The sequence below is a fragment of the Stenotrophomonas acidaminiphila genome (assembly GCF_014109845.1).
GTDB lineage: Bacteria > Pseudomonadota > Gammaproteobacteria > Xanthomonadales > Xanthomonadaceae > Stenotrophomonas > Stenotrophomonas acidaminiphila.
In genome coordinates, this window is record NZ_CP043567.1 from 857,501 (window position 1) to 884,499 (window position 26,999).

The window sequence follows — 26,999 nt, forward strand, 5'->3', positions numbered from 1 at the left end:
CCAGGCCGCTGCGACTGTTTATCAAAAACACAGCACTCTGCAAACACGAAAGTGGACGTATAGGGTGTGACGCCTGCCCGGTGCTGGAAGGTTAATTGATGGGGTCAGCCGCAAGGCGAAGCTCTTGATCGAAGCCCCAGTAAACGGCGGCCGTAACTATAACGGTCCTAAGGTAGCGAAATTCCTTGTCGGGTAAGTTCCGACCTGCACGAATGGCGTAACGACAGCGGCGCTGTCTCCACCCGAGACTCAGTGAAATTGAAATCGCTGTGAAGATGCAGCGTTCCCGTGGCAAGACGGAAAGACCCCGTGAACCTTTACTATAGCTTTACACTGAACGTTGAGTTCGTCTGTGTAGGATAGGTGGGAGGCTATGAAACTGTGGCGCCAGCTGCAGTGGAGCCATCCTTGAAATACCACCCTGTCGTGCTTGACGTTCTAACCTAGGCCCGTTATCCGGGTCGGGGACCGTGTATGGTGGGTAGTTTGACTGGGGCGGTCTCCTCCTAAAGAGTAACGGAGGAGCTCGAAGGTACGCTCAGCGCGGTCGGACATCGCGCACTGTGTGCAAAGGCATAAGCGTGCTTGACTGCAAGATCGACGGATCAAGCAGGTACGAAAGTAGGACTTAGTGATCCGGTGGTTCTGTATGGAAGGGCCATCGCTCAACGGATAAAAGGTACTCCGGGGATAACAGGCTGATACCGCCCAAGAGTTCATATCGACGGCGGTGTTTGGCACCTCGATGTCGGCTCATCACATCCTGGGGCTGTAGTCGGTCCCAAGGGTATGGCTGTTCGCCATTTAAAGTGGTACGCGAGCTGGGTTCAGAACGTCGTGAGACAGTTCGGTCCCTATCTGCCATGGGCGTTGGAAGTTTGAGAGGGGCTGCTCCTAGTACGAGAGGACCGGAGTGGACGAACCTCTGGTGTTCCGGTTGTCACGCCAGTGGCATTGCCGGGTAGCTATGTTCGGAAGCGATAACCGCTGAAAGCATCTAAGCGGGAAGCGCGCCTCAAGATGAGACTTCCCGGGGCACAAGCCCCCTGAAGGAACCATGTAGACTACGTGGTTGATAGGTCAGGTGTGTAAGCGCGGCAACGCGTTGAGCTAACTGATACTAATGATCCGTGTGGCTTGACCATATAACCTCAAGTTGCCTTGGCCGACATGACATGTCGATGGACCCAAGTGCACGCTACGTCACAAGACCTACGAGAGGCTGGCGCTTTATCCTGCTCCAATGGATAGCGACCCTCCAACCCTCTCCCTGGTGAAATTAGCGCTGTGGAACCACCCGATCCCATCCCGAACTCGGAAGTGAAACGCAGCTGCGCCGATGGTAGTGTGGCTCAAGCCATGCGAGAGTAGGTCATCGCCAGGGGCTTTATCCCCAAACCCCCGCTGCCAAGGCAGCGGGGGTTTGCTTTTTTACGGCATCCAAAACCCGGCGGCCGCATAAGCCAAAACAGCGCCAAAAGGCGCCGTTGGCGGGTTACAGGCACTCAATTCTGCGTTACTGCGGGTGGTGCACGGCGACGGCCTGCCCTGCAGGCGCGCGACAGAGACAAAGGCCAGGGCCCTCGCGGGCCGGGCGCCTGCGCCGGAACGGAGCCTCGCACGCGAACGCGTGCAGCACGGGCTGCCTCACGTAGATCCGCGCCCACCGCGCATACGACAACGGCGCCCTCAGGCGCCGTTGCTTGAACCTACTCGATGTCCCGGCCTTACACCCGGCCGAATACCAGCGTCGCGTTCGTACCCCCAAAACCAAAACTGTTCGACATCACCGTCTCAAGACGCCCTTCCTGCGTCTGGCGAAGAATCGGGAAGCCCTCCGCGCGCGGATCCAGCGTCTCGATGTTCGCAGAACCGGCCATGAAACCGTCTCGCATCATCAGCAGGCAGAAGATCGCCTCGTGGACGCTGCCTTGTACCCGGCCGCGGGTATCCGGATCAGGCCCGCTGCAATGGCGTACCGGTCGCTGGGCCATGACCGGGCGTCCGCACGGGGGCTGCATTGCGTTGTCGGGCGGCCAGGGCCCAGCGGGCGGCGATGTTGGGGGCGGTGATGCAGACCGCGGTATCGGTCACCGTGGTTACCGCGCGCTCCAACAGCTGGATGTCCGCTTCGTGCTGGCGCGCCACGTGCGGGTCCTCGAAAAATATCGCCCGCTGGCAGTGGCCTTCCAGCACCCGGTCGGCGATCTGCGCGTCGCCTCCCAGCGGACCGCTCTGGAAACGCTGGATCCACGCCTGGTCACGCGGCCAGCCGCGGCTCCAGGCCAATGCGTTCAGCTGTTGCCCCGTGGTGCCGGTGCCGATCCGCTCGCGGAATTGCGACAGCACGTCGAAATGCTCGGCGACGAACGCCAGCATCTGCGGCTTGCGCGCGTCGTGGGCGATCAGCGCCAGGGTCTGGCGGCCGAAGTCGTGGAGATCGTCGGCGCCGGGGTCGGCGGGCAGGCCTGCGTGGATGCGCTCCATCTCGACCCAGTCGCGGGCGCTGGCGACGGTGGAGATGAACGGCTTGCCGTGGATCACGCACTGGCGCTTGAGGGCGACGGCTTCGGGGAACACCGAAGACGGGTCCACCGGGTCGATCAGGTAGATCGCCCCATCCAGGGTGCGTTCGGGCATGCCCATGCCGACGACCTCGGCGACCAGTTTCATCAATCCGCCTTCGCGGCCATTCGGGTAGCGGGTCAGCCCGGGCAGGCTGCCAGCGGGCAGGGCGGCGACGATCGCGTCGTGGGTACGGCCGACGGCATGCAGCTCGACCCCAAGCTCGCGCAGGCCGGTGGCGCTGGCGCGCAACCAGCGGAACAGCGCGGCGTCGGCGCGCTCGTGATGCAGGCGGTTGGCAGCCAGGCCGATGCGCATGGGGATCTCGCTGGAGGGGGGAACGACGAGTTTAAGCGCTGGCCGTGTACGCGATTCCACCGGTACCGCGAACGGCCAGCCGGGCGGATGGACGCGCCATCCTGCGCGCGGCCGATGCTCCCGGTTGCCGGCCGTGCGCGCCGGCGGGAGGCGCGGCTCAGTGCAGCAGCAGGGTGATGATGCTGGCCGCGGCGTCGCGGCCTTCGGCAACCGCCGTGACCACCAGGTCGGCACCGCGCACGGCGTCGCCACCGGCGAACAGACGCGGGTTGTGGGTCTGGTAGGGCAGTCGGCCGGCGCCGCCGGCGACGATGCGTCCCGTGCCGGTCGCCTCCACGCCCTGCGCCGCCAGCCAGTCGGGCAGGGTGGCCGAGAAGCCGAAGGCGATGATCACCACGTCGGCTTCCAGCAGCGATTCGCTGCCCTCGACCGGCTCCGCGTTGCGGCGGCCGTTGGCGTCCGGTTCGCCCAGGCGGGTCTCCACCACGGTCACGCCGATCACCTCGTCGTCGGCGCCGGCTTCGATGGCCAGCGGCTGGCGGTTGAACAGGAAGCGCACGCCCTCTTCGCGGGCGTTGGCCACCTCGCGCGCGGAGCCGGGCATGCTGGCCTCGTCGCGGCGATAGGCGCACGTCACCCGCGCCGCGCCCAGGCGGATCGCGCTGCGCACGCAGTCCATGCCGGTGTCGCCACCGCCGAGCACCACCACCCGCTTGCCGTTGAGGTCCGGCAGTGCGATCTGGTCCTCCCAGCCGGCGATCGGCCGGCCCTGCGGATCGCCGCCCCCGACGATGCGCCCGTTCTGCACCAGGAACGGCAGTGCCGGCAGCACGTTCTTCAGGTCCTGGCCGACCAGCCCGCCATCGGTGTAGCGGTAGGCGCCGGTGCCGAGGAACACCGCGTCGTAGTCGGCCTGCAGTTGCTCGATGGTGGTGTCGCGGCCGATCTCCACCCCCAGCCGGAACTGCACGCCCATGCCTTCGAGGACTTCGCGACGGCGCCTGATCACGCTCTTCTCCAGCTTGAAGCTGGGGATGCCGAACTGCAGCAGGCCGCCGATCTGCTCGTAGCGGTCGAACACCACGGCCTGGATGCCGGCGCGCGCCAGCCGGTCGGCGCAGGCCAGCCCGGCCGGGCCGGCGCCGACGATGGCCACGCGCCTGCCGGTGGGCTGCACCGCCTGCAGGTCCGGTTTCCAGCCGCTGGCCAGCGCGGTATCGACGATGTACTTCTCGACCGCGCCGATGGTCACCGCGCCGAACTCCTCCAGCGTGCAGCTGCCCTCGCACAAGCGGTCCTGCGGACACACGCGGCCGCAGACTTCCGGCAGCGGGTTGGTCGAATGGCACAGCGTCGCGGCCTCGTGGATGCGGTCCTCCTGCACCAGCTGCAACCACTGCGGGATGGCGTTGTGCACCGGGCACTTCCAGCTGCAGTACGGGTTGCCGCAGTCCAGGCAACGGCCGGCCTGGTACTGCGCATCGGCCTTGTCGAACCTGCCGTAGAGCTCGCCCCAGTCGCCGGACGTGCGCAGTTCCACCGGAATGCGCCGCGGCATGGTGCGGGGAATGTCGAGGAACTGGAAGGCTTGCTTGCGGCTCATGGGCGACTCGTGGAGAGGGGGAGGGAGCGGAGCGGGAACGCGGCCAGGGCCTTCCCGTCTCCATCCCCTTCCGCGTGCGGGAAGGGGACTCCTGGCGTCATGCGGCGTTGCGTAGCGCGGCCGCCAGCGATTCGATGCTCGCGGCCTTGGGTTTGACCAGCCAGAACTTGCCGACGTAGTCGCGGAACTCGTCCAGGATCTGCTGCGCCCAGATGCTGCCGGTCAGCTCGCGGTGGCGGCCGATCAGGGCGTGCAGGTGCTGGCGGTAGTTCTCGAAGCCCTCGGCGGAGATGCGGTGGATGTCGATCAGCTCGTGGTTGTAGCGGTCCACGAAATCGCGGTCCACGTCGAGCACGTAGGCCAGTCCGCCGGTGAACCCGGCACCGAAGTTGAGGCCGACCTTGCCGAGCACGACGACGATGCCGTCGGTCATGTATTCGCAGCAGTGGTCGCCGGCACCCTCGATCACCGCCAGCGCGCCGGAATTGCGCACGCCGAAGCGTTCGCCGGCCCGCCCGGCGGCGAACAGTTCGCCACCGGTGGCGCCGTACAGGCAGGTGTTGCCGACGATGGCGGTGTTGCGCGCCTCGAAGCGCGCACCACGCGGCGGACGCACCACCAGCCGGCCGCCGGCCATGCCCTTGCCGACGTAGTCGTTGGCCTCGCCTTCCACCTCCAGGTTCAGGCCGCCGACGTTGAACGCGCCGAAGCTCTGCCCGGCGGTGCCGCGGAAACGCAGGTTCAGCGGCGCATCGTCCATGCCATGGTTGCCGTGCGCGCGGGCGATGGCGCCGGCAAGGCGGGTGCCCACCGAACGGTCGGTGTTGTGGATCAGAAAGCGGTGCTCGCCGCCGCGCTTCTGGGCGATGGCCCCGGCCAGCAGCCCGTCCAGCTGCGTGGCCAGGCTGTCCGGCGACTGGTACAGGCGCTGCGCCGCGCAGTGCGCGCCTTCGTAACGGGCCGGCGCGAGCAGCCGCGACAGGTCGACCTTGACCCCTTCGCGTGGCGCCACGTCCAGCTGCTCGAGCAGATCGGTACGGCCGACGATCTCGTCCAGCGAGCGCGCGCCCAGGTACGACAGCCACTGCCGCACTTCCTCGGCCAGCAGCCGGAAGAAGTTCTCCACCCGTTCCGGCATGCCGGTGAAATGGCCTTCGCGCAGGCGCTCGTCCTGGGTGGCCACGCCGGTGGCGCAGTTGTTGAGGTGGCAGATGCGCAGGTACTTGCAGCCCAGCACGATCATCGGGCCGGTGCCGAAGCCGAAGCTGTCCGCGCCCAGCAGCGCGGCCTTGACCACGTCCAGCCCGGTCTTCAGGCCACCGTCGGTCTGCAGCAGGGTACGGCCACGCAGGTCGTTGCCGACCAGCGCCTGGTGCGATTCGGCAACGCCCAGCTCCCACGGCACGCCGGCGTAGCGGATCGAGCTGATCGGCGAGGCGCCGGTACCGCCGTCATGGCCGGATACGGTGATCAGGTCGGCGCCGGCCTTGACCACGCCGGCGGCGATGGTGCCGACCCCGGCATGCGACACCAGCTTCACCGACACCAGCGCTTCGGGGTTGACCTGCTTGAGGTCGTAGATGAGCTGCGCCAGGTCCTCGATCGAATAGATGTCGTGGTGCGGCGGCGGCGAGATCAGGCCGATGCCCGGCCTGGCGTAGCGCAGCCGCGCGATCAGCTCGTTGACCTTGTGGCCGGGCAGCTGGCCGCCTTCGCCGGGCTTGGCGCCCTGCGCGACCTTGATCTGCAGCACCTCGGCATTGACCAGGTACTCGGCGGTGACGCCGAAGCGGCCGGATGCGACCTGCTTGATCTTGGAGCGCTTCTCGGTGCCGTAACGCACCGGGTCTTCGCCGCCTTCGCCGGAATTGGAGCGGCCGCCGAGGCGGTTCATGGCGATGGCCAGCGCTTCATGCGCTTCCGGCGAAAGCGCGCCGAGCGAGATGGCGGCGGTGTCGAAGCGCCGGAACAGCGCCTCGGCCGGTTCCACGTCGGCCAGCGGCACCGGCGTGGCCGCCGGCTTGAGCCGCAGCAGGTCGCGCAGCGCCGAGGCCGGCCGCGCATGCACCGCATCGGTGTACCGCAGCCAGTCCTCGGCCTTGCCGGTGCGCGCGGCGCGCTGCAGGGTCAGCACCACGTCCGGGTTGTACATGTGGTACTCGCCGTCGTGCACGTACTTGAGCAGGCCGCCGATCTCGGTGGGCGCCAGCGGGTTCCAGGCGCGGGCGGCGAGCTCGCGGGCTTCGGTATCCAGCCGCGCCAGGCCGACGCCGCCGATGCGCGCGGTGGCATCGGGGAAGCACAGCCGCACCACGTCCGGGTCCAGGCCGACGATCTCGAACAACTGCGCGCCGCGGTAACTGGCCACGGTGCAGATGCCCATCTTGGAAATGATCTTGCTCAGGCCCTTGTAGATGCCCTTGCGGTAACTGCGGCCGATCTGCGAGACCTCGCCGCCCTTCTTCAGCAGCAGGATGCCGCGCCGGCCCATGTCGAACAGCGTCTGGTACGCCAGGTACGGGTACACCGCGGTGGCGCCGAAGCCGAGCAGGCAGGCCATGTGGTGCGCGTCGCGCGCGGTGCCGGTCTCGATGATCAGGTTGACGTCGCAGCGCAGGCCGCGCTTCGACAGGTGGTGGTGCACCGCGCTGGTGGCCAGCAGCGCATGCACCATCGGGCGCTCGGGAACCGGGTAGCGGTCGGACAGCAGCAGCATCACCGCGCCCTCGCGCGCGGCCTGCTCGCATTGCGCGCAGATGCGCTCGATGCCGGCGGCCAGCCCTTCCTCGATGTCGTAGGACAGGTCGATGAGGCGGTTGCGCTCGACGTACTGCTCCATCTTCAGCAGCTGGCGCAGCTTGCGCTGGCTGAGCACCGGCGAATTGAGGATGACGTGATTCACCGTCTCCGGGCCGGCGTGGAAGATGTTGGTCTCCCTGCCCAGTTGGGTGCTCAGGGACATCGCGCAGTCTTCGCGCAATGGGTCGATCGGCGGGTTGGTGACCTGCGCGAACGCCTGCCGGAAGTAGTCGTACAGCGGCCGGGTGTGGCGGCTGAGCACGGCGATGGGGGTGTCGTCGCCCATCGAGCCGGTGGCTTCCTGGCCGGTCTCGGCCAGCGGCCGCAGCACCTGCTCGACCTCCTCGGAGGTGAGCTGGAACAGCTTGTGGTAGCTGAGCAGCGTGGCCTCGTCGAAAGGCTCCTCGGCCAGCGAGGGGTCGATCAGCTCGGTCTGCAGGTAGGTCACGCCCTGGTGCAGCCATTGCTTGTACGGCGCGCGCGCGCGGTTGATGCGGTCGATGGCGTCGGAATCGAGCAGGTCGCCGCGCTTGAGGTCGATGGCCATCATCTGCCCCGGCCCGAGCTTGCCCTTCTGCACCACGCGTTCGGTCGGCACTTCCCAGACGCCGGCCTCGGAGGCGACCAGGAAATGGCGGTCCGAGGTCAGCATCCAGCGCGCCGGGCGCAGGCCGTTGCGGTCCAGCGTGCACGCGGCATAGCGGCCGTCGCAGGCGACGATGCCGGCCGGGCCGTCCCACGGCTCGCTGTTGAGACCGTAGAACTCGTAGAACGCCGCCAGGTCGGCATCCTTGAATTCCAGCGACTGCGTCGCCGGCGGTACCAGGATGCGCAGCGCCTGGATCAGCTCCATGCCGCCGGCCACCATCAGCTCGAGCATGTTGTCCATGCTCTGCGAATCCGAGCCGTGCATCGAGATCACCGGGTCGAACTCGGCGATGTCGAACTTCGGCGTTTTCCACACCCTGCTGCGCGCCTGCGCCCAGTGGCGGTTGCCTTCGATGGTGTTGATCTCGCCGTTGTGGGCGAGCATCCGGAACGGGTGCGCCAGCGGCCAGCGCGGCAGGGTGTTGGTGGAAAAGCGCTGGTGGAACACCACCACGCTGGAAGCCAGCTCGTGGCGCTGCAGGTCCGGGTAGAACGTGCTCAGCTTGTCCGGCAGCACCATGCCCTTGTAGCTGATGGCCTCGGCGCTGAGCGTGGTGACGTAGTAGTCGGCCACATCGCGCAGCGCCTGCTCGCTGCGGCGGCGCGCCAGGAACAGCGCCAAAGCGAACTGTTCGGCGCTCTGCGCGGGACCGGCATCGACGAACACCTGCTCGATGCGCGGCAGCGTGGCGCGCGCCAGCTCGCCGCAGACGTCCGCGTCAGTGGGCACCACGCGCCAGCCGCGCGGCGCGCAGCCGGCTTCGCGCAGGCGTGCGTCGAGTTCGTCGCGGCAACGCTGCGCGGCCTGCGCGTCATGGGGCAGGAACACCACGCCGGCGGCGAAGTTGGGCCCGGGCGCGATGCCCGCCTCCTCCGCCAGCCGTCGCAGGAACACGGTGGGCTTGCGCAGCAGCAGGCCACAGCCATCACCGGTGAGGCCGTCGGCGGCGACGCCGCCGCGGTGGGTCATGCGCGAGAGCGCGGCGATCGCGGTGTCCACCAGCAGCCGGGAGGGCTGGTCGTCCAGTTGCGCGACCATGCCGAAACCGCAGGCGTCGCGTTCGTCCTGCGGGTCGTAGAGCCCCTGGCGGTTGCGGAGGGTCATCTGTGCCTCGTGGCGATGTCGGGTGAGCGGCGACACCTCTCCCTTCTCCACCGCGGCAGGCCATGCATGGCCGTGTTCCCGGCCCGTGCACGGCATGCCTGTCACTGGAGTGCAGCGTCGAGGCCACCGGATGTGCCCGACTAGATCACAGATGTTGCGGTGCCGCAATGCATGGTTGCGGCAGCAACCAAAGCCTTGCGCGGCAAGGCTTCTGGCGGATTTCGGTCAGCCGCAGCGCACGCCGCTGACGAGGTTCCTGTCGTCCACTTCGATGTTCAGGCGCTCGCCCAGGAACTCCATGGTGACGGGTTGGTTGGGCTTGAGCACGCGCACCTTGGCCGCGCCGGCGTCCTGCCGTGCCTGTTCGGCCAATGCCTCGGTGTACGCCTGGCCGACCAGTCCTTCGACCTGGCTGGCGTCGCAGGTGCCCACCGGCGGCGGGGTGGTGGCGACGCCCTGGTCCGGCGTGGCGGCGGCATCGGCGGCCTGCTTGGCCTGGTCCAGCGCCTGCTCCTGTTCTTCCGGGGCCGGGCCCGTGCAGGCGCCCAGTGCGAGCACGAGCGAAAGGGCGGCGATCAGGGCGGTGGGGCGGCGCACGGCGCGCGGCATCGTCGGGATTCGCATCGGAACTCCAGTGCTGGTGAAAGACACCGAAGCATATCGCCTGGGTCCGGGCGTGTACCGTCGCAGCGCGTCATCCCGGGCGCATGCGCCGGCGCGGCTTTCAGCCGCAGCGCAGCGCGGTGATGGCGTTGTTGCGGCCGACCTCGATGGTGAGGCGGTCGCCACCGGACGTGACGCCGGCCGGCGTGGCCGCCTGCCGCGCGCCGCCGCGGACCGTCTGCACGTGCAGGCTGTCGCTGTCCACGCGCGCGCGTTCCACCGTGGCCGGCGAGGCGGCCAGCCCGGCCGCGCCGAGCACCATGTCGGTGTGGCATTGGCCGGAGATGACCCTGTCGATGGGCTGGACGCCCGCGACCGGCGCGCTGCTGCAGGCGGTGGCGGCCAGCACGACGGCGCCGGCAAGGATCAGGCTGCGGTACATGGCGGACTCCGCGTCGAGGCGATATGCCGAGCCTGCCGCCACTGCCGTGTGCGGACGATGAAAGCCGGCCGCGACGGCCGCACCGTTGCCCGCCGATAATGCGTGCCTCACCGTGCGCGGAGTGGATCGATGTCGCAACAGGAAGGCTGCCGGGTCGTGGTGCTGGGCGGGTACGGACATTTCGGCGCACGCATCGTGCGTGCGCTGGCGGCGACCCCGGGCATCACCGTCATCGCCGCCGGGCGCCACCCGCAGCGCGCGGCGGCGAACCTGCCCGGCGTGGAGATGGCGCGGGTGCAATGCCGGCGGCTGGATACGGCCGCCGCGACATTCGCCGCCGACCTGCGCGCCACCGGTGCCGATCTGGTCATCCATACCGCCGGCCCGTTCCAGGGGCAGGACTACGGCGTCGCGCGTGCGTGCCTGGAGGCGGGCATGCATTACATCGACCTGGCCGATGGCCGCGATTTCGTGCGTGATTTCCCCGCGCAGCTCGATGCCATGGCGCGCCGGTACGGACGCAGCGCGATCAGTGGCGCCAGCACCCTGCCGGCCCTTTCCGGCGCGGTGGTCGATGCGCTGCGCGACCGTTTCGACGTACTGCAGTCCATCGACATCGTGATCGCGCCGGCGCAGGCCACGCCACTGGGCATGGCCACGGTGCGCGCGGTGCTGTCGTACTGCGGGCAGCCGTTCGGCTGCTGGATCGACGGGCGCTGGCAGCCCGTCGTCGGCTGGGCCGACCCGCAGCCGGTCACGTTCGCGCGCATCGCGCCGCGGCTGGCCTCGCCCTGCGACGTGCCCGACCACGACCTGCTGGTGCAGCGCCATCCGGGCGTCTCGACGGTGCGTTTCCGTGCCGCGCTGGAACTGCCGCTGCTGTCGCGCTGCCTGGCCGCCCTGGCCTGGCTGCGCCGCCGCGGGCTGCCACTGCCGATGGCGGCGCTGGCGGGTGCGTTCGCCCGCGCCGGGCGTTGCTTCGATCGCTTCGGTACCGACCTGGGCGGCATGCGCGTGACCCTGCGCGGCCAGCGCGAGGGGGTCGCCCACCGGGTGCACTGGGACCTGACCGCGCCGATGCTGCACGGGCCGGAGATCCCCACGTTCGCCGCGGTACTGCTGGCGCGGCGCCTGGCGCGTGGCGAACCGCTGCCGGTCGGCGCGCATGCGTGCCTGGGCCTGTTGGACCTGCCGGAATTCGAGGCCGAATTCGCGCGCTGGCAGATCGACAGCCAGGTGTCCTGAGCCGGCACCGCAACCTGAAGCATTCAGCCCGGCAAAGGGCGGTATGCCCATCGGGCTATTGACTACATTTGTAGTCATGGCTACCGTGGCGACAAATGTAGTCACGGAGTCGACCATGCGCCGCAAGACCATCGGGGACCAGGAGCTGGCCCTGCTGCAGTACATCGGGGAGAACGAGCCGGCCAGTGTCGGCGAAGTGGCCGCCGGCTTCGGCGAAGCGCGCGGCCTTGCCCGCTCCACCGTGCTGACCATGATGGAGCGCCTGCGCGGCAAGGGCTACCTGCAGCGCGCCCAGCACCAGGGCGTATACCGCTACCGGTCCACCGCGCAGCAGCAGGAGGTGGTGAGCAGGGCGGTCGGCAGCTTTGTCGAAAAGACCCTGCAGGGATCGATCTCGCCGTTCGTGGCGTGGATGTCGGAAAAGGCCGAGGTCAGCGACAACGAACTGGCCGAACTCGAAGCGCTGGTCAGCAGGCTGCAATCGCAGCGCCGGGAGGATTGATCATGGACAGCCTGTTCGAACTGCTGGGCAACCGCCTGCTCGCCACCAGCGTGCAGACCGTCGTGCTCACCGCGCTGGTCTGGGCGTTGTGCCGCTTCGTGCGGCGGCTGCCGGCGGCCACCCAGTGCGGGCTGTGGTGGCTGGTGGCGCTGCAGGCGGTGGTCGGCCTGGTCTGGAGCGCGCCGCTGCGGCTGCCGGTACTGCCGGCGATGGACACTACCGTCGACGTGGTGCAACAGGCCGCTGCCGCGCAGCCGCAGGCCACCATCGCCCCGTTGATCGTGATGCAGCCACTGCCGCTGGAAAGCGGCTGGTCGTGGCTGCACGTGGCGATGGCGCTGTGGCTGGCCGGGGTACTGGTGATGGCGCTGCGCACCGCATCGGCCTGGCGCAGCAGCCGCGCGCTGCTGCGCACGGCACGGCCCTGCGACGACCGGCGCCTGGATGCAGCGCTGCAGCTGGCCGCCGAAGCGCATGGCCTGCGCCGTGCGCCGCGGCTGATGCTCAGCGCGGCCATCGACTCGCCGCAGCTGGTCGGCCCCTGGCGGCCGGTGCTGCTGCTGCCGGCGCGTGGCCTGCCGCGCATGGGCGATGACGACCTGGACATGGCCCTGACCCACGAGCTGGTGCACCTGCAGCGCCACGACCTGTGGCTGGGCCTGGTGCCGGCCCTGGCCCAGCACCTGTTCTTCTTCCACCCGCTGGTGCACCTGGCGGCCCGCGAGTACGCCATTGCCCGCGAAGCCGCGGTCGATGCCGCGGTGGTCGCCGGCAACCGCCATTGCCGCCAGCACTACGGACGCCTGCTGCTGCAGCTGGGCGTCAGCCCCCGGCCCGGCGCCGGTCTCGCCAGCGCCTCGCCCACCTACCTGAGCCTCAAGCGGAGACTGCTCATGCTGCAGAACACCTCTTCCTTCCCGCGCCTGGGTGCGGGCCTGATCGTCGCCGCGGTGGCCCTGGTCGGCGTGCTGCCGATGCGCCTGGTCGCCATGCCGGGCCCGCCGGCGCCGCCCGCGCCACCGCCGGTGCCCGCGGCCCCCGCGGTACCCGCCGTGCCGGCGCCGCCTGCCGCGCCGAAGGCTGACCACTCGGTGGTGCACACCGTGATAAAGGCCAAGGGCACCGCACCGGTGCTGCCCGCTCCGCCGCCGCCGCCGCCGCCGCCACCGGCCGCCCCCGCGGCACCCAAGGCCCCGCCGGCACCTCCGGCACCGCCAGTCTCGACCCATGGCGTGATCCATCTTTCGCAGAGCCCGAGCAGCAACGGCTACGTGCTGTTGAAAGACGACCACAACGTGATGAATGGCTCGGTCGCCGATCTGGAGCAGGCGCGCCGGTTGGACGACGGCAAGGGCGTGCTGCTGCTGCGTCGCGACGGCCGCGCCTATGTGGTGCGCGATGCCGGCGTGCTGTCGCGGTTCGAGCAGGCGTTCGCCGAGACCACGCGCCTGGGCGAGCAGCAGGGCCGCCTCGGTGAGCGGCAGGGCAAGCTGGGCGAACGCCAGGGCGAGATCGGCGAGCGCATGGGTGAAATCGGCGCCCGTATCGGCGAACTGGCCGCCCGCCAGGCCGAACTGGCGCTGGCCGCGCACGCCAAGGGGGGCGCGCTGACCCGCGAGCAGGCCGAATCCGCACGTCGCGAGGCGGAAAAGCTGCGCGCGCAGATGGACACGCCGGCCATGCGCGAGGAAATGCGGGAGCTGGGGCGCCGGCAGGCGGAACTGGGCAGGCAGCAGGCTGAGCTGGGCCGCCAGCAGGCCGACGCCAGCGTCCGTGCCCAGCGCGAGGCCGAACGCCTGATCCAGCAGGCCATCCGCGAGGGCCTGGCGCAGCCGGTCCGCGGTTGAGCGGCCTTCGCCAGCCGCAGGCCGGCCTCGCGGGCGTGGCGTTGCCGAGACGCCCGCGGACCGGGGTCTGCGCTCACGGCGCCGGTGGCGCCAGCCGCTCGTCGGCCTCGGCCTGCACCAGACGCAGGAACAACTGCGCCAGCGTCACCACGTCCTGGTGGTTGTGCTCGCCGACGCGGCGCAGGTTGCGCGCGCTGCCGCCGCGCAGGTAGTCCAGCCAGGCGCCCGGTGCTTCGGAGCCGGGCAGGTCGTCCTCGCGCTGGATGCGCAGCAACTGGCGTTCGATGGTGGCCAGCCGGCAATTCTCCCAGGTGCCGCGGTAACGGCGCCGGGTCGGGAACAGCAGGTCGACGTGATCCAGCGCGGAAAGCGGGTCGCCGCGCCGCGCCAGCCGGTAGCGCGTCTTCAGCAGCGGCGCGTCGTAGCAGCGGCCGTTGTAGCTGGACAGCACCGTGGTCGGCGCCAGCCATGCGGAGAACGCGTCCAGCATCGCGCTCTCGGCGCCCATCGTGGACATCAGCAGCTGGCGCACGCGCAGCCCTTCGCCGCGCGCCGCATCGCGATGCCAGTCGGCGGCGCCGATCATGAAGGCGCGGGTGCCGGTGCCACCGGCCAGGCCGGTGGTCTCGGTATCGAAGAACAGCAGGTCCTGCGGCCGCACGCTGTCGTCCGGGCGTCTGCTGAAAGCCAGCGACAGTGGCTGCGCGGGAATCGGCTGCGGCAGGAAGGCCTCGATCAGATGCAGGCCGGGCGCGATCTCGGTGCCCGGAAGCCCGCGATCGACCGGGCCGTTGCGCGGCAGGCGCGGCGCCGCGGCCACCGCGCGCCCGCGCGTGGCCAGCAGGCGGCGCAGGCCATCGCCGTCCGGCGTGCGCGGTGGCGCGGCCGCGGGCTTGTGCCGGATCTGCTCGACCCAGCCGAACACCGAGTCCCCGCGTGGCGACGGTGCCGGCCCCGGCGCATCGTCGTGACGGAGTGACGGCGGCACCCGCGGCGACGCCGATGGAGTTTCCGACGCCGGTGAAGCGCCCGCTGCAGCCTCAGGCGCTGGCACTGCCGGGGGCGGCGACCGGGCCGGCTCGGCGGCCGGGGGCGCGGCGCCACCGGGCCTCGCCGCTGCCGTCGGCCCGGCAACGGCGCCAGCGGAATGCCCGGCCTGCCTGCGCAGCGCCTTCAGCTTGTCCAGGCTGATGCTCATGGCAGCAGGTCGAGCGCCTCGTCCACCGCATCGGCCGTGACCGCCGGCACCTGCTCGCAGCGTTCGGCCGACAGCAGCGACAGCACCTTCAACGCCAGCGAACGCGGCGTCTCGCCCCGGGCTTCCTCCTGCGCGGCCAGCACCGGGCCGACGCACGCCGGGCAGCCGGCGCTGCAGTCGCAGCGTTCCACCAGTTCGAGCGCGCGCTGCACCAGTTCGCCCTGGCGCTGCCACAGCGGCTCGCTCAGGCCCACGCCACCGGGGAAGTTGTCGTACAGGTACACGGTCGGCACGAAGCTCTGCATCAGTTCCACCGCGCCTTCGCCGCCCTCGTTGCCGCGCAGCTGGCCGCGGCCGCTCTGGTCGGCCACCGCGAACCACGCGCCATCGCCGTTGCCAACCGCCTTCTGCAGGTCGCGTGCGTCGGCCATCACCGCCACGGTGGCGACGATGTGCAGCGCGTACGCCGCGCCGAGGAAGCCGTCGAGCGCATCCTGCTTCTGCGCGAAGCTGCGCAATAGCGTGGCCTGCGGCAGCTGCCACCACACCGCGGTGGTGTGCAGCTCCTGGTCGGGCAGGTTGACCGGGCCGTAACCGATGTTCTCGTGCGTGTAGTAGCGGATCTTCTTGTAGCCGGCCACGCGCCGCACCACGTGCACCTCGCCGTGGTGCGAATCGCCGCGTCCGGCGGCATTGCCGTCGAAGCGGTCCAGCACCTTGAGCTTGGTGAAGTCGATGCTGTCGGTGTAGTAGTCCACGTGGGTGCGGGTGACGTAGGCCTTGCGCCCGTCCCAGTCCAGCCGCTCGACCTGGTAGGGCGTGCTCTGCACCATGTGGATGGCGCCTTCGTACAGGGTGAGCGCGGCGGCGGAATAGTCCACCTCGGCGATGATCTGCTGCTTGCCGTCGCTGCGGTCCACCACCACGAAGTTGCCATCGGCCACCGCGCGCAGGCTCACCGCGTTGGCCGGGTAGCTGTCGGCGATCCATTCCCAGCGGTCGCCTTCCTGGTGCACCACCCCGGTCTCGGCCAGCGCCTGCAGGAACACCAGCGGGTCGATCGGCCCGAACGGCTCCCCGCTCAGGAACGGCAACTCGAACGCCGCGCAGCGGATGTGGTCGAACAGGATCAGCGGCTGGTCCGGGGCGATGCGCGCGTGCTCGGGGGTGGCGTTGGCGAAGAAATCCGGGTGCCGCACCACGTACTGGTCCAGCGGCTGGCTGCTGGCCACCATCACCCCGAGCGCGGCCTGCTGGCGGCGACCGGCGCGGCCGAAGCGCTGCCACGTCGCCGCCACGCTGCCGGGGTAGCCGTTGAGCACCACCACGTCGAGCGCGCCGATGTCCACGCCCAGCTCCAGCGCCGAGGTGCTGACGATGCCGTCGATGTCGCCGGCGCGCATGGCGCGTTCCACCTCGCGGCGTTCGGTGGGCAGGTAGCCGCCGCGGTAGGCGCGGATCCGGGCCGGCTTGCGCGGGTCGTTGTCGAAGATGTCCTTCAGGTACTTGGTCAGCACTTCCACCATCAGCCGGGTCTGCGCGAACACCAGCGTCTTCAGCCCGCTCTTGATGGCGATGCGGGCGATGCGGTTGGCCTGCGAGCGCGCCGAGGCGCGCAGGCCCAGGTCCGGATTGATCACCGGCGGGTTCCACAGCAGCACGTGCTTGGGGCCGCTGGGTGCGCCGCTCTCGGTGATCGCATGCACCTGTTCTTCCACCAGCGCTTCGGCATGCGCATGCGGGTTGCCGATGGTGGCCGAGCACAGGATGAACTGCGGGCGCACGCCGTAGAACGCGCAGATGCGCTTGAGCCGGCGGATCACGTTGGTGACGTGGCTGCCGAACACGCCGCGGTAGGTATGGATCTCATCGATCACCACGTAGCGCAGGTTCTCGAAGAACTGCGCCCACTTGGTGTGGTGCGGCAGGATCGCCTGGTGCAGCATGTCCGGGTTGCTGACCACGATGTCGCCGTGCAGGCGGATCGCCTGGCGCGCGTCGCCGGGCGTATCGCCGTCGAAGGTGAAGGCCTTCACGCCCAGGTCGCCGGCGCGGTTGAGTTCCAGCAGTTCGGCCACCTGGTCCTGCGCCAGCGCCTTGGTCGGGAACAGGTACAGCGCCTTGGCGTTGCCCTGCATGGCCGCGCTCACCACCGGCAGCGTGTAGCACAGCGACTTGCCCGAAGCGGTGGGCGTGACGATGGCCACGTGCTCGCCGCGCTGGGTGGCGGCCCAGGCCTGGGCCTGGTGCGAGTACAGCTGTTCGATGCCGCGCGCCTCGAGCGCGGCCTTCAGCGGCGCGGGTACGTCGTCGGGGATAGGCGCATGGCGGCCCTCGCGGCCGGGGATGGTGAAGCTGCCGGTGACCCGGTCGCCATAGCGCCGTGCCAGCCGCTGGCCGAGCAGCGCACCGTCGCGCGAGGGCAGGCCGTCGGTGGTCGCCAGCGCCCGTTCGCTGGCTTCGGTGCGGGGAGCGAGGGAGAACGCCATGCCGGTAGTGCCGATCGAAAGACCGGCATGGAAGCACAGCGCCGTCTCAGCCTGTGAGACCCATGCAAGCTGAACGCCGCCCGCACCCGCGAACGCAATCTGAAGGTGGCAACCGTATGCTGCGCCCTTCGGCAACCGGCAGGGACAGGAACGGTGGCAAGGCCTCGATGGTATGCAATGGTGTTGGCGGGGATGGTGCTGGTGGGCGCGGCGCAGGCGCAGCAGGCGTCGCCACCGGCCGTGGATCCGGTACCTGCGGCCGACCCCGCGGCCGACTCCACGGCGGCGTCCACGGACGCGGTGAGGACGCTGGAGGAAGTGCGCGCGCTCAAGCCCGAGGAAGACACGCCGCTGGACCTGTACGGGTTCCGCAACCCGGTGAAGGTCGAGTCCAACCGCTTCAGCCGTTCATGGAGCGAACCGCCCACGCCCGAGCAGGTCAGCCACAGCGGCGGTTACGTGCTGATGGGCATCAGCTACGGCCTGATGGCCGCCGCCAAGGGCCTGCACAAGCTGACCGGCGGCCGCGACCAGATCCAGTCGGCCATCGCCCGCCCACCGCCGGAGCTGAGCGAGGACCAGCGCCGCCGCGCGCTGCGCTTCTGCGCGCAGCAGGAAGGCTGCCAGGTCCCGCCCGGCGACTGACCGTGGCTGCCGCGGCCGCCTGATCGCCTACCATGGCGCATCTTCGACGGGCCTGCCGCAGTGACCGACCTCCTCCCCCTGAAGCCAGCGACGCCGCCGGCGCGCATCGCCGCCTGGGTATTGATGCTGCTGGGCATGTGGGCGGCGCTGGAACTGGGCCTGGTGGTGACCCTGCTGTCCGGCCTGCTGGTGTTCCACCTCAGCCACGTGCTGGCCTCGACCGTCGAAGGCCGGCTGCCGCCGGGCCGGGCGCGGGCGATTGCGGTGGGGGTGCTTTCGGTGGCGGTGGTCGGCCTGCTGAGCCTGGCGATCATCGCCGTGGCGTCCTTCTTCCGCAACGAGACCGGCGGCCCGGATGCGCTGCTGGCGCAGCTGATGGAGATCCTCAACACCTCGCGCCACCAGGTGCCGGCGCTGCTGCAGCCCTATATCCCCGAGGACATGCAGGCGCTGCGCGCCGGGGTGAACGAATGGGTCGCCGAGCACCGCCGCCAGCTCGGTGTCGCCGGTACCTCGGCGGTGCAGATCGGCGTACGGATGCTGATCGGCATGGTGCTCGGCGCGATGATCGCGCTGTACGACGAACTGCCGCTGCCACGCATGGGACCGCTGGCGCGGGAACTGGTCGGCCGTACCAGCCACCTGGCCACCGCGTTCCGCCAGGTGGTGTTCGCCCAGGTCAAGATTTCGCTGCTCAACACCCTGTTCACGGCGATCTTCCTGCTCGGCGTGCTGCCGCTGCTGGACGTGCACCTGCCGCTGGCCAAGACCCTGGTGCTGATCACCTTCCTCGCCGGGTTGCTGCCGGTGGTGGGCAACGTGATCTCCAACACCGTGATCACCATCGTCGCGCTGTCGGTCTCGTTCTACGTCGCCGTGGCCGCGCTGCTGTTCCTGGTGGTGATCCACAAGCTGGAGTACTTCCTCAACGCCCGCATCGTCGGCGGCGAGATCCGCGCCCATGCCTGGGAACTGCTGCTGGCGATGCTGGTGATGGAGGCGGCGTTCGGCCTGTCCGGCCTGGTCGCGGCGCCGGTGTTCTACGCCTACGTCAAGCGCGAGCTGGTGGACCAGGGCTGGGTGTGAGGCCGCGCCCGGCCGCTCAGGACGACACCCCGGCCAGCGCCGCGTACATCACCCCCCCGAGCACCAGCCAGAAGTAGATGCCGCCGATGAACACGTAGCGTGCCAGCGTCGCCCAGCCGCGGCCGCCGTACACGCGCTGCTGCATCCACAGCAGGTAGACGGGGACCGCCAGCCACAGCGCCACGAGGATGCAGTCGCCGATGGCGTTCACGGCGGTGTTGCCGATGGCGCCGGTGGCGCCGATCGTCAGGAACGTCGCCAGCAGCACCAGCATCAGCCAGGCATGGCTGTACAGCGCCACCACCAGGTGCTCCAGGTAGCCGATGCGGCGGCCCGCATAGGCCACGCGCAGCACCAGCGCGAACACCGGCATCAGGAAGAACAGCGCGCCGGGCAGCGCGGTGAGGATGGCCTGCACGTACAGGTCGGTCTTGCGGCCCATGCGCTGGACATTGGCCTGGCCGTTGGCCAGGCGCCGGTTGAGCCAGTCGTTGAAGAACCGCGGCATGCTGGAGAACACCACCGGGTTGGTGTCCGGGTCCCAGGGTTTGCCGTTGATGTCGTGGGCGAAGAAGGTGCCATACCCGTCCCCGCTGGCACGGCCCGCTGCCTGCGCGGCGCGGTTCATGGCGGTGCCGGTGGTACCGGTGGTGCCCTGCGCCTGCTGCTCCAGTTCGGCCGCGCGCTGCGCGGCGGCGGTGTTGACTGCGGCCATCGCCATCGCGAAGGCCGCGGCGGCGGTCGGCGAGCCACTTTGCTGTGCTTCGATCTCGGCCACCTGCGCGGCGCGCATCGTCTCCACTTCCTGCACGGTCTTGGCGCTGGCGAACAGCGCGTTGTCGCCGCCGCTCATGCGCATGTCATCGGCATGCACGGTCAGCTTTCCGACGAAGAAGGTGAACAGGGTGAGGATCACGAACAGCCGCAGCGGCTGCACGTAGCCCACGCGCTGGCCCTTGAGGAAGTTGACCGCCACCCGGCCGGGTACCAGCAGGTCGCGCAGGGTGCGGAAGATGCGCCCGTCCAGGTGCCAGAACGACTCGAACACTTCCTCGATCGCATGGCCCACGTGCTTGAGCGGGTTGTGCGCCGACTGCCCGCAGTGGTGGCAGTAATGGCCCTGCAGCGCCGCCTGGCAGTTGTCGCAGGCCCCATGCCCGTGCGCCGCCTCGACGACGACGGCGGGAACCTCGGCAACGGCGGTGTCGTCTGGGGTCGGGTTCATCGGGAGCGCGGGCGGAAGGCGGGACGCGACACGATAGCGGGCATTGGCGGCGCGGTCAGCTGCGCGGACGCGGCTTGCGGTGCCAGAGCGCGTTGACGATGACCCAGCGGCCGTCGAAGCGGCCCATCTGCAGGTGGTCGATGAACCACGGGCTCTCCAGCCGCACCGTGGCGATGTCCTGGTCCACCTGCAGCACGGTCACCGTGCGCTGCCACTGTTCGCGCGGGGTCTTCAACGCGCCTTCGCGGGTAAGGCGGACCAGTTCGTCCGCGCTCATCCGGCCCAGCCCGAGGGTCTCGTCGGGCCTGTCCACGACGCTGCGCTTGGCCAGGTCCGGGTGCAGCGCACGCGCCACCCGCGCCGGGTCGCCCTCCAGCTGTCCGTCCATGTAGTCGTAGGCGGTGGCCTCGATGGCCTGCAGGGTGGCCGCGTCCGGTGGCGTCGCGCCGGCGCTGCCGGCGACCCACAGCATTCCCAGTAGCAAAAAGCGCATCGCGGCTGACGGCATGGCCGGCTCCTTCCAGGGTAGCGGCAGTGTGCCGGCCGTCACCGCGCGCGCCATGGGCCGATGGTCACTGGCCCGCGGCCGGGTGGCCGGCCGCGGCGGCACGCCAAGGGTGGGTCCGCCGGACCGCTTGGGCTACAGTAGCGCGATGACGAAAGAGCACATTCCCGGCGGCCTGTTGATCGCCATCGAGGGCATCGACGGTGCCGGCAAGTCCACGCTGGCGCGGGGGCTGGCCGATGCGCTGGAGCAGGCCGGCGCCGAGGTGGTGCTGAGCAAGGAGCCGACCAACGGGCCGTGGGGTACGCAGCTGCGGGCCTCGGCGGCGACCGGCCGGCTGAGTCCGCAGGAAGAGGTGGAGCTGCTGCTGCGCGACCGCCGCCAGCACGTCGAGGAACTGGTGGTGCCGGCGCTGGCGCGCGGTGCGGTGGTCATCCTCGACCGTTACTTCCCGTCGATGGTGGCCTACCAGGGCGCCGCCGGGCTGCCGGTGGACGAACTGCTGCAGCTCAACGCCTTCGCGCCGCGGCCGCACCTGCTGCTGCTGCTGGACCTGCCGCCGGCCACCGGGCTGGCGCGGATCCGCGCCCGCGGCGACGTGCCCAACCATTTCGAGACGGCACAGAACCTGGAGCGCTGCCGGGCGATCTTCCAGCAGCTGGAGCTCCCCGGGAAGCAGGTGATCGACGCCAGCCGCAGCGAGGCCGAGGTGATGGGCGACGCGCGTGCGGCCATCGCCACCGCACTGGCGCGGCGCGCGGATGGGCAGGGCGGACCGCTGCGACGCTTCCACGGGCAGGGCCCCGCGCCGGCCGCCGGCCGCTGACCGCCCGCGACCGCCATGCCGACGCCTCCGCACCCGGCAACGCGGCGCCCCGCGCCGGTGGCCGCGCGCCTGCATCCGCGCAACCGCCACCAGGGCCGTTATGACATGGCCCGGCTGGTGGCGGCCAACCCGGCGCTGCGTACGCACCTGCGGCGCGCCCCGGATGGTGGGCAGAGCATCGATTTCAGCGATCCGCTGGCGGTGCGCGAACTCAACCGCGCGCTGCTGGCCAGCGATTACGGCATCGTCCACTGGGACATTCCCACCGGCTACCTGTGCCCGCCGGTGCCGGGCCGGGTGGATTACCTGCATGGCCTGGCCGACCTGCTGGCCGCCGATGCCGGTGGCGCGATCCCGCGCGGCCCCGGGGTGCGCGTGCTCGATATCGGCGTGGGCGCCAACTGCATCTACCCGCTGCTCGGGCAGGCCGAGTACGGCTGGTCGTTCGTCGCCAGCGACATCGACGGCGCCGCCCTGCAATCGGCCGCCGCCAATGTGCGCGGCAACGGCCTCGAGGGGGTGATCGAACTGCGCCGGCAGCACGCGCGTGGCAGCCTGTTCGCCGGCGTGGTGCAGGCACAGGACCGCTTCCACCTGACTCTGTGCAACCCGCCGTTCCATGCCTCGGCCAGGGAGGCCGCGCAGGGCAGCCAGCGCAAGCTGCGCAATCTTGGCGGCGACAAGACCGCGCCGCGCGGCAAGCCGCCGCTGTTGAACTTCGGCGGCCAGGCCAACGAACTGTGGTGTACCGGTGGCGAGGCCTCGTTCCTGCGGCGGATGATCCGCGAAAGCGTGGCCGTACAGGCGCAGGTGCTGTGGTTCAGCGCGCTGGTCGCCAAGCGCGAGCACCTGGCCGACATCCATCGGCAACTGGCCCGCTCCGGCGCGCTCGACGTGCGTGAAGTGACGATGGCGCAGGGCAGCAAGCAGAGCCGTTTCGTCGCCTGGACCTTCCACCCTGCCGCGCGCAGGACGCGGTGGCTGGCGGGGTAGGAACGGGCACCGTTGGAACATCGGCCGCCGCCGGGCCATGATGCCCCCGGGGAACAGGGAGCGTGAAGCACATGCTGGCAGGGGCAGTCGCGTTGCCACCCATCCAGAGTGGCCGCATCAATTACGTGTTGATCGACCACGAGAACGTGCAGCCTACCGATCTGGGGCTTCTGGATCGGGCGGATATCCGCTTGTGGGTGTTCGTGGGCGCGGGCCAGGCCAAGTTGTCGTCCGAGCTGGCGATCCAGATGCAGGCCATGCGCGAGCGCGCGGACTACGTGCGCATCTGCGGTAATGGACCCAACGCGCAGGACTTCCATATCGCGTTCTATATCGGCCAGTTGTCCGGCAACGACCCGGATGGGTTCTTCCACATCATTTCCAGGGACACCGGCTTCGACCCGTTGGTGGAACACCTGAAGGCAAGGAAGATACGTGCCTGCCGTTCGGCTTCGATCGCCGGGATGCCGCTGTTCAGACAGGCGGTGGCGACAGACGCGGTCGCCGTGCCCGCGACGAAGCCGAAGCCGAAACCGAAACCGAAACCGAAACCGAAGGCGAAGGCGGTGACGGTGGTGGTGGAGAAGGACCCAGCGCCACCACCGCAGGGCGGCGAATCGGCAGCGTCGGTGACGGCGACGCAACGGCTGACGCGGATGAAGACCCTGCTGTCGAAGACCAAGACCGGACGCCCCGGAACGCTCGCCGCATTGAAGAAACATGTCGCCGCGCACTTCCAGAACCAGATCGGGGCCGAGGACGTGGGGGCGATCATCGCCGGACTGGAACAGGCCGGCGTGGTGAAGCTGGAAGGCTTGAAGGTGCGTTACGGCTGAGCCGGCACCGGACGTGACCTCCACGGCACGGGGCCAGTGGGGCGTGCCACGCCGTCGCTGGAGCGACGGCGGGCACCGCCGTGCGCGCGCTGTCCGGCCCGCTGCGTTTCGCGCCCGCGGCCGGTCCCGTGGGGAGTGCCTGGCGACGCCGGACGCAGCCTGCGGTGGTCCGGTCACGGTGCCTGAACGCGGCTTCGTCGAAAGTGCGGCTCCCCCTCCCAGGAGCTGCTGCATGCGCATCGCCCCCCTGTCGCTGGCCTGCCTGAGCGTGCTGCTGTCGGCATGCAGCCCGCCATCACCGCCGCCCGCCACGCAAGCGGAGGCGGTCGCCGCGGCGACGGAGGAGCACGAGGATGCGGCGTCGGCCGATGCCGGTTTCGAGTTCCCGGCGATCCCGCCGATCATGGTGCCCAGCATCGTCGGCAGCGGCCCGGCGCAGCGGCAGCTGGAATCGTCGATGCAGGCCCTGATCGACCCGCTGGCGGGGATCAGCGTGCGCCCGGCGAACTGCACCACCGACGGTGCCCTGGTCAACGAGAGCGGCTTCACCAACGTCGACGCAGCCGGCACCCTGCAGCGCGTCGCCGACGAGGGCGTGTTCGAGGTGGCCGCCGACGGCAGCGGCCTGGCGGTGACCGGCGAGGACGTGGTGCGGGTCAATCCGGACGGCAGCGGCAGCATCGTCAACAGCGCCGGCACCTTCGAGGTGAAGGCCGATGGCTCCGGCACCTATGTCGGCGAGTTCGGCCATATCGCGCTGGACGGCAAGGGCGGCGGTACCTGGGTGGGCGACGTCGGCAACATCGAGAACCACGGTGATGGCTCGGGACTCTGGGTGGGTGAGGAAGGCAGCATCGAGGTGCGTGCCGATGGTTCCGGGCGCTGGATCGGCGGGCCCGAAGGCATCGCCGAGAACCGCGGCGACGGCACCGGCACCGTGGGTGCGGTCGCGCGCGAGGTGCGCATGGCGCCGTTGCCGCCGCTGCCGCCGGCCGGGCGCTTCCCGCTGCTGGACAGATTCCGGCCCTCGGGCGCGCCATGCGGCTTCGTGGTGACCCTCAGCGACAAGGTGCTGTTCGACTTCGACAAGGCGCAGGTGCGCGCCGATGCGGGCGAGGTGCTGGACGGGCTGTCCGGCGCGCTGGCCAAGGTTTCCGCCCGTGCCATCGAGGTCCGCGGGCATACCGACGCCAAGGGCAGCGACGCCTACAACCAGGAGCTGTCCGAACGCCGCGCGCAGGCGGTGGTGGCGGCGCTGCGCCAGCGTGGCGTGGCGCAGGACGCCAGCGCGCGCGGCTACGGCGAGACGCAGCCGGTGGCGCCCAACGAGGTCGATGGCAGGGACAACCCCGGCGGCCGCCAGCTCAACCGCCGGGTCGAGATCTTCGTGCGCACCTGACGACCCGGGCCGGGGCATGGCTAACGGCCCGTGTGGCGGAGCGCATGCCCGGGCGATCATCTGTCGACCCGAACCGACGAGAGACCCGCCGATGCACCCGATCCGCCCCGCCCTGCTGGGACTGGCACTGTTGGCCGCCATGGGCCTGGCGCATGCCGCCCCCGCCGTGCCCACCACCGACGCCCGCGGCGTCGCCATCAGCGAGGCGGCCTATCCGGGCACGATCCTGCTCGACGTGGATGCCACCGACCTCGGCCAGCGGGTGTTCAAGGTGCGCCAGACCGTGCCGGTGCGGCCCGGGCTGCAGCGTTTCCACTACCCGGCCTGGCTGCCGGGCAACCATGCCGCCAGTGGCGCGATCGAGAAGCTGGCCGGGCTGGTCGTCACCGGCAACGGCCAGCGCCTGGAATGGACCCGCGACCCGCTCGACGTCTTCACCTTCAACGTGCAGGTGCCCGAAGGCGTGGCCGAGCTGCGCATGGATTACCAGTTCCTCAGCCCCACCGATGCCGCGCAGGGGCGCACGGTGATGACCCCGAACATGCTCAACCTGCAGTGGATCGCGATGGTGCTGTACCCGGCCGGCCACGCCGCGCACGCCATCAGCTACCGCGCCAGCGCCCGCTACCCGCAGGGCTGGGAAGCGGCCAGCGCGCTGGAGGTCGAGCGCCGCGACGGCGACACCGTGCATTACGCGCCGACCACCCTGGAAATCCTGGTCGATTCGCCGGTGTTCGCCGGCCGTTACCACCGCCGCATCGACCTGGCCCCGGCCGGCACCCGCCCGGTGCGCCTGAACGTGTTCGCCGACCGCGCCAAGGACCTGGAGGCCAGGCCCGAGCACATCGAGCAGCACCGCGCGCTGGTGACCCAGGCGCGCCGGCTGTTCGGCGCCGAGCACTACAACCACTACGATTTCCTGTTCGCGGTGACCAGCCAGCTCGGCGGCATCGGCCTGGAGCACCAGCGCTCCAGCGAGAACAGCGAGGACCGCGACTATTTCAGCGGCTGGAACGCCAAGGTCGGCAGCAGCGACCTGCTAGGCCACGAGTACACGCATTCGTGGGACGGCAAGTACCGGCGCCCGGCCGACCTGGCCACGCTGAACTACAACGTGCCGATGTAGGGCAGCCTGTTGTGGGTCTACGAGGGCCAGACCCAGTACTGGGGCAACGTGCTGACCGCGCGCTCCGGGATCCGCCCGATGGATGCCTCGCGCGATGCGCTGGCGCTGGTCGCGGCCACCTATGCCGACAACCGCCCCGGGCTGCAGTGGCGCTCGCTGGGCGACACCACCAACGACCCGGTGATCGCGCGACGCAAGCCCAAGCCCTACCGCGGCTACCAGATGAGCGAGGACTACTACCAGGGCGGGCAGATGCTGTGGCTGGAAGCGGACGTGCGCATCCGCCGGCTGAGCAGCGGCAAGCGCAGCCTGGACGATTTCGCCCGCGCGTTCTTCGGAAAGAACGACGGCCAGTGGGAACGGCCCGACACCTATACCTTCAAGGACGTCACCGCGACCCTGGAACAGGTGCAGCCCACCGGCGACTGGGCGCAATTCCTGCGCGACCGCCTCGAGCGCCGGGTGGGCCTGACCGGCGGCATCGAGGCGGCCGGCTGGAAGCTGGTCTACGGCGACACGCCCAGCGCCTACTACAAGGCGACGATGAAGGGCCGCGGCGCCAGCTTCATCTATTCGCTGGGCCTGTCGCTGGATGCCGCTGGCCGCATCGGCGAAGTGCGCTGGGACAGCCCGGCCTTCAACGCCGGCCTCGGCAGCGGCATGCAGGTGCTGGCGGTCAACGACCTGCAGTACAGCGCCGACGAGCTGGAAGAGGCGGTGCGTGCGGCGAAGGACGGCAAGCAGCCGATCCGCCTGCTGGTCAAGGACATGGACGTGTACCGCACGCTTGCCATCGACTACCGCGGCGGCCTGCGTTACCCGTCGCTGCAGCGCATCGAAGGCACCCCCGACTACCTGACGCCGATCTTCAGCGCCAGGAAGTGACGGCCGCCGCCGGCGGTCGCGCGCCTGCCTCGGCAACGGGTGATCGCCGGTAGCGCCGGCCGCCGCGGGCGCGCGAAGCGCCTGCGGGCTGCTCCATCGCGTACGCGCG

At 70.0% G+C, this 26,999-nt stretch carries 18 protein-coding genes, 2 rRNA genes and 2 pseudogenes (1 of these 22 cut by a window edge); 12 read left to right on the forward strand and 10 right to left on the reverse strand.

The features are described 5' to 3' along the window. Positions 1 to 1,145, forward strand: a 23S ribosomal RNA gene (locus tag F0P95_RS03970); it begins 1,733 nt to the left of the window's first position. Positions 1,146 to 1,269: 124 nt separating this feature from the next. Further along, positions 1,270 to 1,384 (forward strand): 5S ribosomal RNA (rrf, locus tag F0P95_RS03975). Positions 1,385 to 1,727: 343 nt separating this feature from the next. Here rrf and F0P95_RS03980 read toward each other — a convergent pair. The 6 genes and pseudogenes from F0P95_RS03980 to F0P95_RS04005 form a co-directional block, all read right to left on the reverse strand. Next, a pseudogene (locus F0P95_RS03980) lies at positions 1,728 to 1,928 on the reverse strand (beta-ketoacyl-ACP synthase I); the annotation flags it as partial. A 28-nt stretch (positions 1,929 to 1,956) separates the two neighbouring features. Next, positions 1,957 to 2,883 carry a methylglyoxal synthase gene (locus F0P95_RS03985; RefSeq protein ID WP_182335767.1) on the reverse strand — a complete coding sequence of 309 codons (927 nt, stop codon included), beginning with the start codon at positions 2,881 to 2,883 and terminating at the stop codon, positions 1,957 to 1,959. Between the two features lie 157 nt (positions 2,884 to 3,040). Further along, on the reverse strand, positions 3,041 to 4,486 hold the full coding sequence (locus tag F0P95_RS03990; protein ID WP_182335768.1) for an FAD-dependent oxidoreductase: 1,446 nt from the start codon (positions 4,484 to 4,486) through the stop codon (positions 3,041 to 3,043). Between the two features lie 97 nt (positions 4,487 to 4,583). Beyond that, positions 4,584 to 9,038 carry a glutamate synthase large subunit gene (gene gltB / locus F0P95_RS03995; protein ID WP_182335769.1) on the reverse strand — a complete coding sequence of 1,485 codons (4,455 nt, stop codon included), beginning with the start codon at positions 9,036 to 9,038 and terminating at the stop codon, positions 4,584 to 4,586. A 225-nt stretch (positions 9,039 to 9,263) separates the two neighbouring features. Beyond that, positions 9,264 to 9,662, reverse strand: a complete 399-nt coding sequence (locus F0P95_RS04000) for an I78 family peptidase inhibitor (RefSeq protein WP_425515907.1) — start codon at positions 9,660 to 9,662, stop codon at positions 9,264 to 9,266. A gap of 100 nt (positions 9,663 to 9,762) precedes the next feature. Beyond that, positions 9,763 to 10,083, reverse strand: coding sequence for a hypothetical protein (locus F0P95_RS04005; protein ID WP_182335770.1), 321 nt, complete (start codon positions 10,081 to 10,083; stop codon positions 9,763 to 9,765). 129 nt (positions 10,084 to 10,212) lie between these two features. Here F0P95_RS04005 and F0P95_RS04010 point away from each other — a divergent pair, with 129 nt between their 5' ends. The 3 genes from F0P95_RS04010 to F0P95_RS04020 all read left to right on the forward strand — a co-directional run bounded on the left by F0P95_RS04010 (position 10,213) and on the right by F0P95_RS04020 (position 13,677). After that, positions 10,213 to 11,328, forward strand: coding sequence for a saccharopine dehydrogenase family protein (locus F0P95_RS04010; RefSeq protein WP_182335771.1), 1,116 nt, complete (start codon positions 10,213 to 10,215; stop codon positions 11,326 to 11,328). A 115-nt stretch (positions 11,329 to 11,443) separates the two neighbouring features. Continuing rightward, positions 11,444 to 11,830: a BlaI/MecI/CopY family transcriptional regulator gene (locus F0P95_RS04015; RefSeq protein ID WP_182335772.1), complete on the forward strand. Its 387-nt coding sequence runs from the start codon at positions 11,444 to 11,446 to the stop codon at positions 11,828 to 11,830. Between the two features lie 2 nt (positions 11,831 to 11,832). Further along, on the forward strand, positions 11,833 to 13,677 hold the full coding sequence (locus F0P95_RS04020) for a M56 family metallopeptidase (protein WP_182335773.1): 1,845 nt from the start codon (positions 11,833 to 11,835) through the stop codon (positions 13,675 to 13,677). A gap of 73 nt (positions 13,678 to 13,750) precedes the next feature. Here the strand turns inward: F0P95_RS04020 and F0P95_RS04025 are convergent, their stop codons facing one another. Both F0P95_RS04025 and F0P95_RS04030 read right to left on the reverse strand, forming a co-directional pair. Beyond that, the gene (locus F0P95_RS04025; RefSeq protein WP_425515908.1) at positions 13,751 to 14,665 is read right to left on the reverse strand and encodes a ribonuclease H-like domain-containing protein; all 915 of its coding nucleotides are present in this window, start codon (positions 14,663 to 14,665) and stop codon (positions 13,751 to 13,753) included. A gap of 206 nt (positions 14,666 to 14,871) precedes the next feature. Further along, the gene (locus F0P95_RS04030) at positions 14,872 to 17,364 is read right to left on the reverse strand and encodes a DEAD/DEAH box helicase (RefSeq protein WP_182335775.1); all 2,493 of its coding nucleotides are present in this window, start codon (positions 17,362 to 17,364) and stop codon (positions 14,872 to 14,874) included. Positions 17,365 to 17,541: 177 nt separating this feature from the next. Between F0P95_RS04030 and F0P95_RS04035 the strand changes: the two genes are divergently transcribed. Both F0P95_RS04035 and F0P95_RS04040 read left to right on the forward strand, forming a co-directional pair. Next, positions 17,542 to 18,009 (forward strand): hypothetical protein, encoded by a 468-nt coding sequence (locus F0P95_RS04035; protein ID WP_232528754.1) that lies wholly within the window; start codon positions 17,542 to 17,544, stop codon positions 18,007 to 18,009. A 60-nt stretch (positions 18,010 to 18,069) separates the two neighbouring features. After that, on the forward strand, positions 18,070 to 19,095 hold the full coding sequence (locus tag F0P95_RS04040) for an AI-2E family transporter (RefSeq protein ID WP_182335776.1): 1,026 nt from the start codon (positions 18,070 to 18,072) through the stop codon (positions 19,093 to 19,095). A gap of 16 nt (positions 19,096 to 19,111) precedes the next feature. On the opposite strand, the gene F0P95_RS04045 is transcribed toward F0P95_RS04040, so the two are convergent. Both F0P95_RS04045 and F0P95_RS04050 read right to left on the reverse strand, forming a co-directional pair. Next, entirely contained in the window at positions 19,112 to 20,320 is a 1,209-nt protein-coding gene (locus tag F0P95_RS04045; RefSeq protein WP_182335777.1) for a DUF3667 domain-containing protein, read from the reverse strand. 55 nt (positions 20,321 to 20,375) lie between these two features. Continuing rightward, complete coding sequence (locus F0P95_RS04050) at positions 20,376 to 20,813, reverse strand: nuclear transport factor 2 family protein (RefSeq protein WP_182336753.1); 438 nt, start codon at positions 20,811 to 20,813, stop codon at positions 20,376 to 20,378. A gap of 160 nt (positions 20,814 to 20,973) precedes the next feature. Between F0P95_RS04050 and tmk the strand changes: the two genes are divergently transcribed. The 5 genes and pseudogenes from tmk (at position 20,974) to F0P95_RS04075 (ending at position 26,890) form a co-directional block, all read left to right on the forward strand. Continuing rightward, the gene (tmk, locus tag F0P95_RS04055; RefSeq protein WP_182335778.1) at positions 20,974 to 21,651 is read left to right on the forward strand and encodes a dTMP kinase; all 678 of its coding nucleotides are present in this window, start codon (positions 20,974 to 20,976) and stop codon (positions 21,649 to 21,651) included. Between the two features lie 15 nt (positions 21,652 to 21,666). After that, complete coding sequence (rlmF, locus tag F0P95_RS04060; RefSeq protein ID WP_182335779.1) at positions 21,667 to 22,644, forward strand: 23S rRNA (adenine(1618)-N(6))-methyltransferase RlmF; 978 nt, start codon at positions 21,667 to 21,669, stop codon at positions 22,642 to 22,644. A gap of 71 nt (positions 22,645 to 22,715) precedes the next feature. Then, positions 22,716 to 23,480 carry a PIN domain-containing protein gene (locus F0P95_RS04065; RefSeq protein WP_182336755.1) on the forward strand — a complete coding sequence of 255 codons (765 nt, stop codon included), beginning with the start codon at positions 22,716 to 22,718 and terminating at the stop codon, positions 23,478 to 23,480. Between the two features lie 232 nt (positions 23,481 to 23,712). Next, positions 23,713 to 24,879, forward strand: coding sequence for an OmpA family protein (locus tag F0P95_RS04070; RefSeq protein ID WP_182335780.1), 1,167 nt, complete (start codon positions 23,713 to 23,715; stop codon positions 24,877 to 24,879). A gap of 91 nt (positions 24,880 to 24,970) precedes the next feature. Beyond that, positions 24,971 to 26,890, forward strand: a pseudogene (locus F0P95_RS04075) (M61 family metallopeptidase). Positions 26,891 to 26,999: the final 109 nt, after the last annotated feature.

What these genes read in the sequence shown, in the direction of transcription:
- F0P95_RS04010 (WP_182335771.1), top strand. Translation starts at nt 10,213, where the DNA reads ATGTCGCAACAGGAAGGCTGCCGGGTCGTGGTGCTGGGCGGGTACGGA.
- F0P95_RS04020 (WP_182335773.1), top strand. Translation starts at nt 11,833, where the DNA reads ATGGACAGCCTGTTCGAACTGCTGGGCAACCGCCTGCTCGCCACCAGC.
- F0P95_RS04005 (WP_182335770.1), bottom strand. Translation starts at nt 10,083, where the DNA reads ATGTACCGCAGCCTGATCCTTGCCGGCGCCGTCGTGCTGGCCGCCACC.
- F0P95_RS04050 (WP_182336753.1), bottom strand. Translation starts at nt 20,813, where the DNA reads ATGCGCTTTTTGCTACTGGGAATGCTGTGGGTCGCCGGCAGCGCCGGC.
- F0P95_RS04000 (WP_425515907.1), bottom strand. Translation starts at nt 9,662, where the DNA reads ATGCGAATCCCGACGATGCCGCGCGCCGTGCGCCGCCCCACCGCCCTG.
- F0P95_RS04065 (WP_182336755.1), top strand. Translation starts at nt 22,716, where the DNA reads ATGCTGGCAGGGGCAGTCGCGTTGCCACCCATCCAGAGTGGCCGCATC.
- gltB (WP_182335769.1), bottom strand. Translation starts at nt 9,038, where the DNA reads ATGACCCTCCGCAACCGCCAGGGGCTCTACGACCCGCAGGACGAACGC.
- F0P95_RS04070 (WP_182335780.1), top strand. Translation starts at nt 23,713, where the DNA reads ATGCGCATCGCCCCCCTGTCGCTGGCCTGCCTGAGCGTGCTGCTGTCG.
- F0P95_RS04045 (WP_182335777.1), bottom strand. Translation starts at nt 20,320, where the DNA reads ATGAACCCGACCCCAGACGACACCGCCGTTGCCGAGGTTCCCGCCGTC.
- tmk (WP_182335778.1), top strand. Translation starts at nt 20,974, where the DNA reads ATGACGAAAGAGCACATTCCCGGCGGCCTGTTGATCGCCATCGAGGGC.
- F0P95_RS04035 (WP_232528754.1), top strand. Translation starts at nt 17,542, where the DNA reads ATGGTGTTGGCGGGGATGGTGCTGGTGGGCGCGGCGCAGGCGCAGCAG.
- rlmF (WP_182335779.1), top strand. Translation starts at nt 21,667, where the DNA reads ATGCCGACGCCTCCGCACCCGGCAACGCGGCGCCCCGCGCCGGTGGCC.
- F0P95_RS03985 (WP_182335767.1), bottom strand. Translation starts at nt 2,883, where the DNA reads ATGCGCATCGGCCTGGCTGCCAACCGCCTGCATCACGAGCGCGCCGAC.
- F0P95_RS04030 (WP_182335775.1), bottom strand. Translation starts at nt 17,364, where the DNA reads ATGGCGTTCTCCCTCGCTCCCCGCACCGAAGCCAGCGAACGGGCGCTG.
- F0P95_RS04015 (WP_182335772.1), top strand. Translation starts at nt 11,444, where the DNA reads ATGCGCCGCAAGACCATCGGGGACCAGGAGCTGGCCCTGCTGCAGTAC.
- F0P95_RS03990 (WP_182335768.1), bottom strand. Translation starts at nt 4,486, where the DNA reads ATGAGCCGCAAGCAAGCCTTCCAGTTCCTCGACATTCCCCGCACCATG.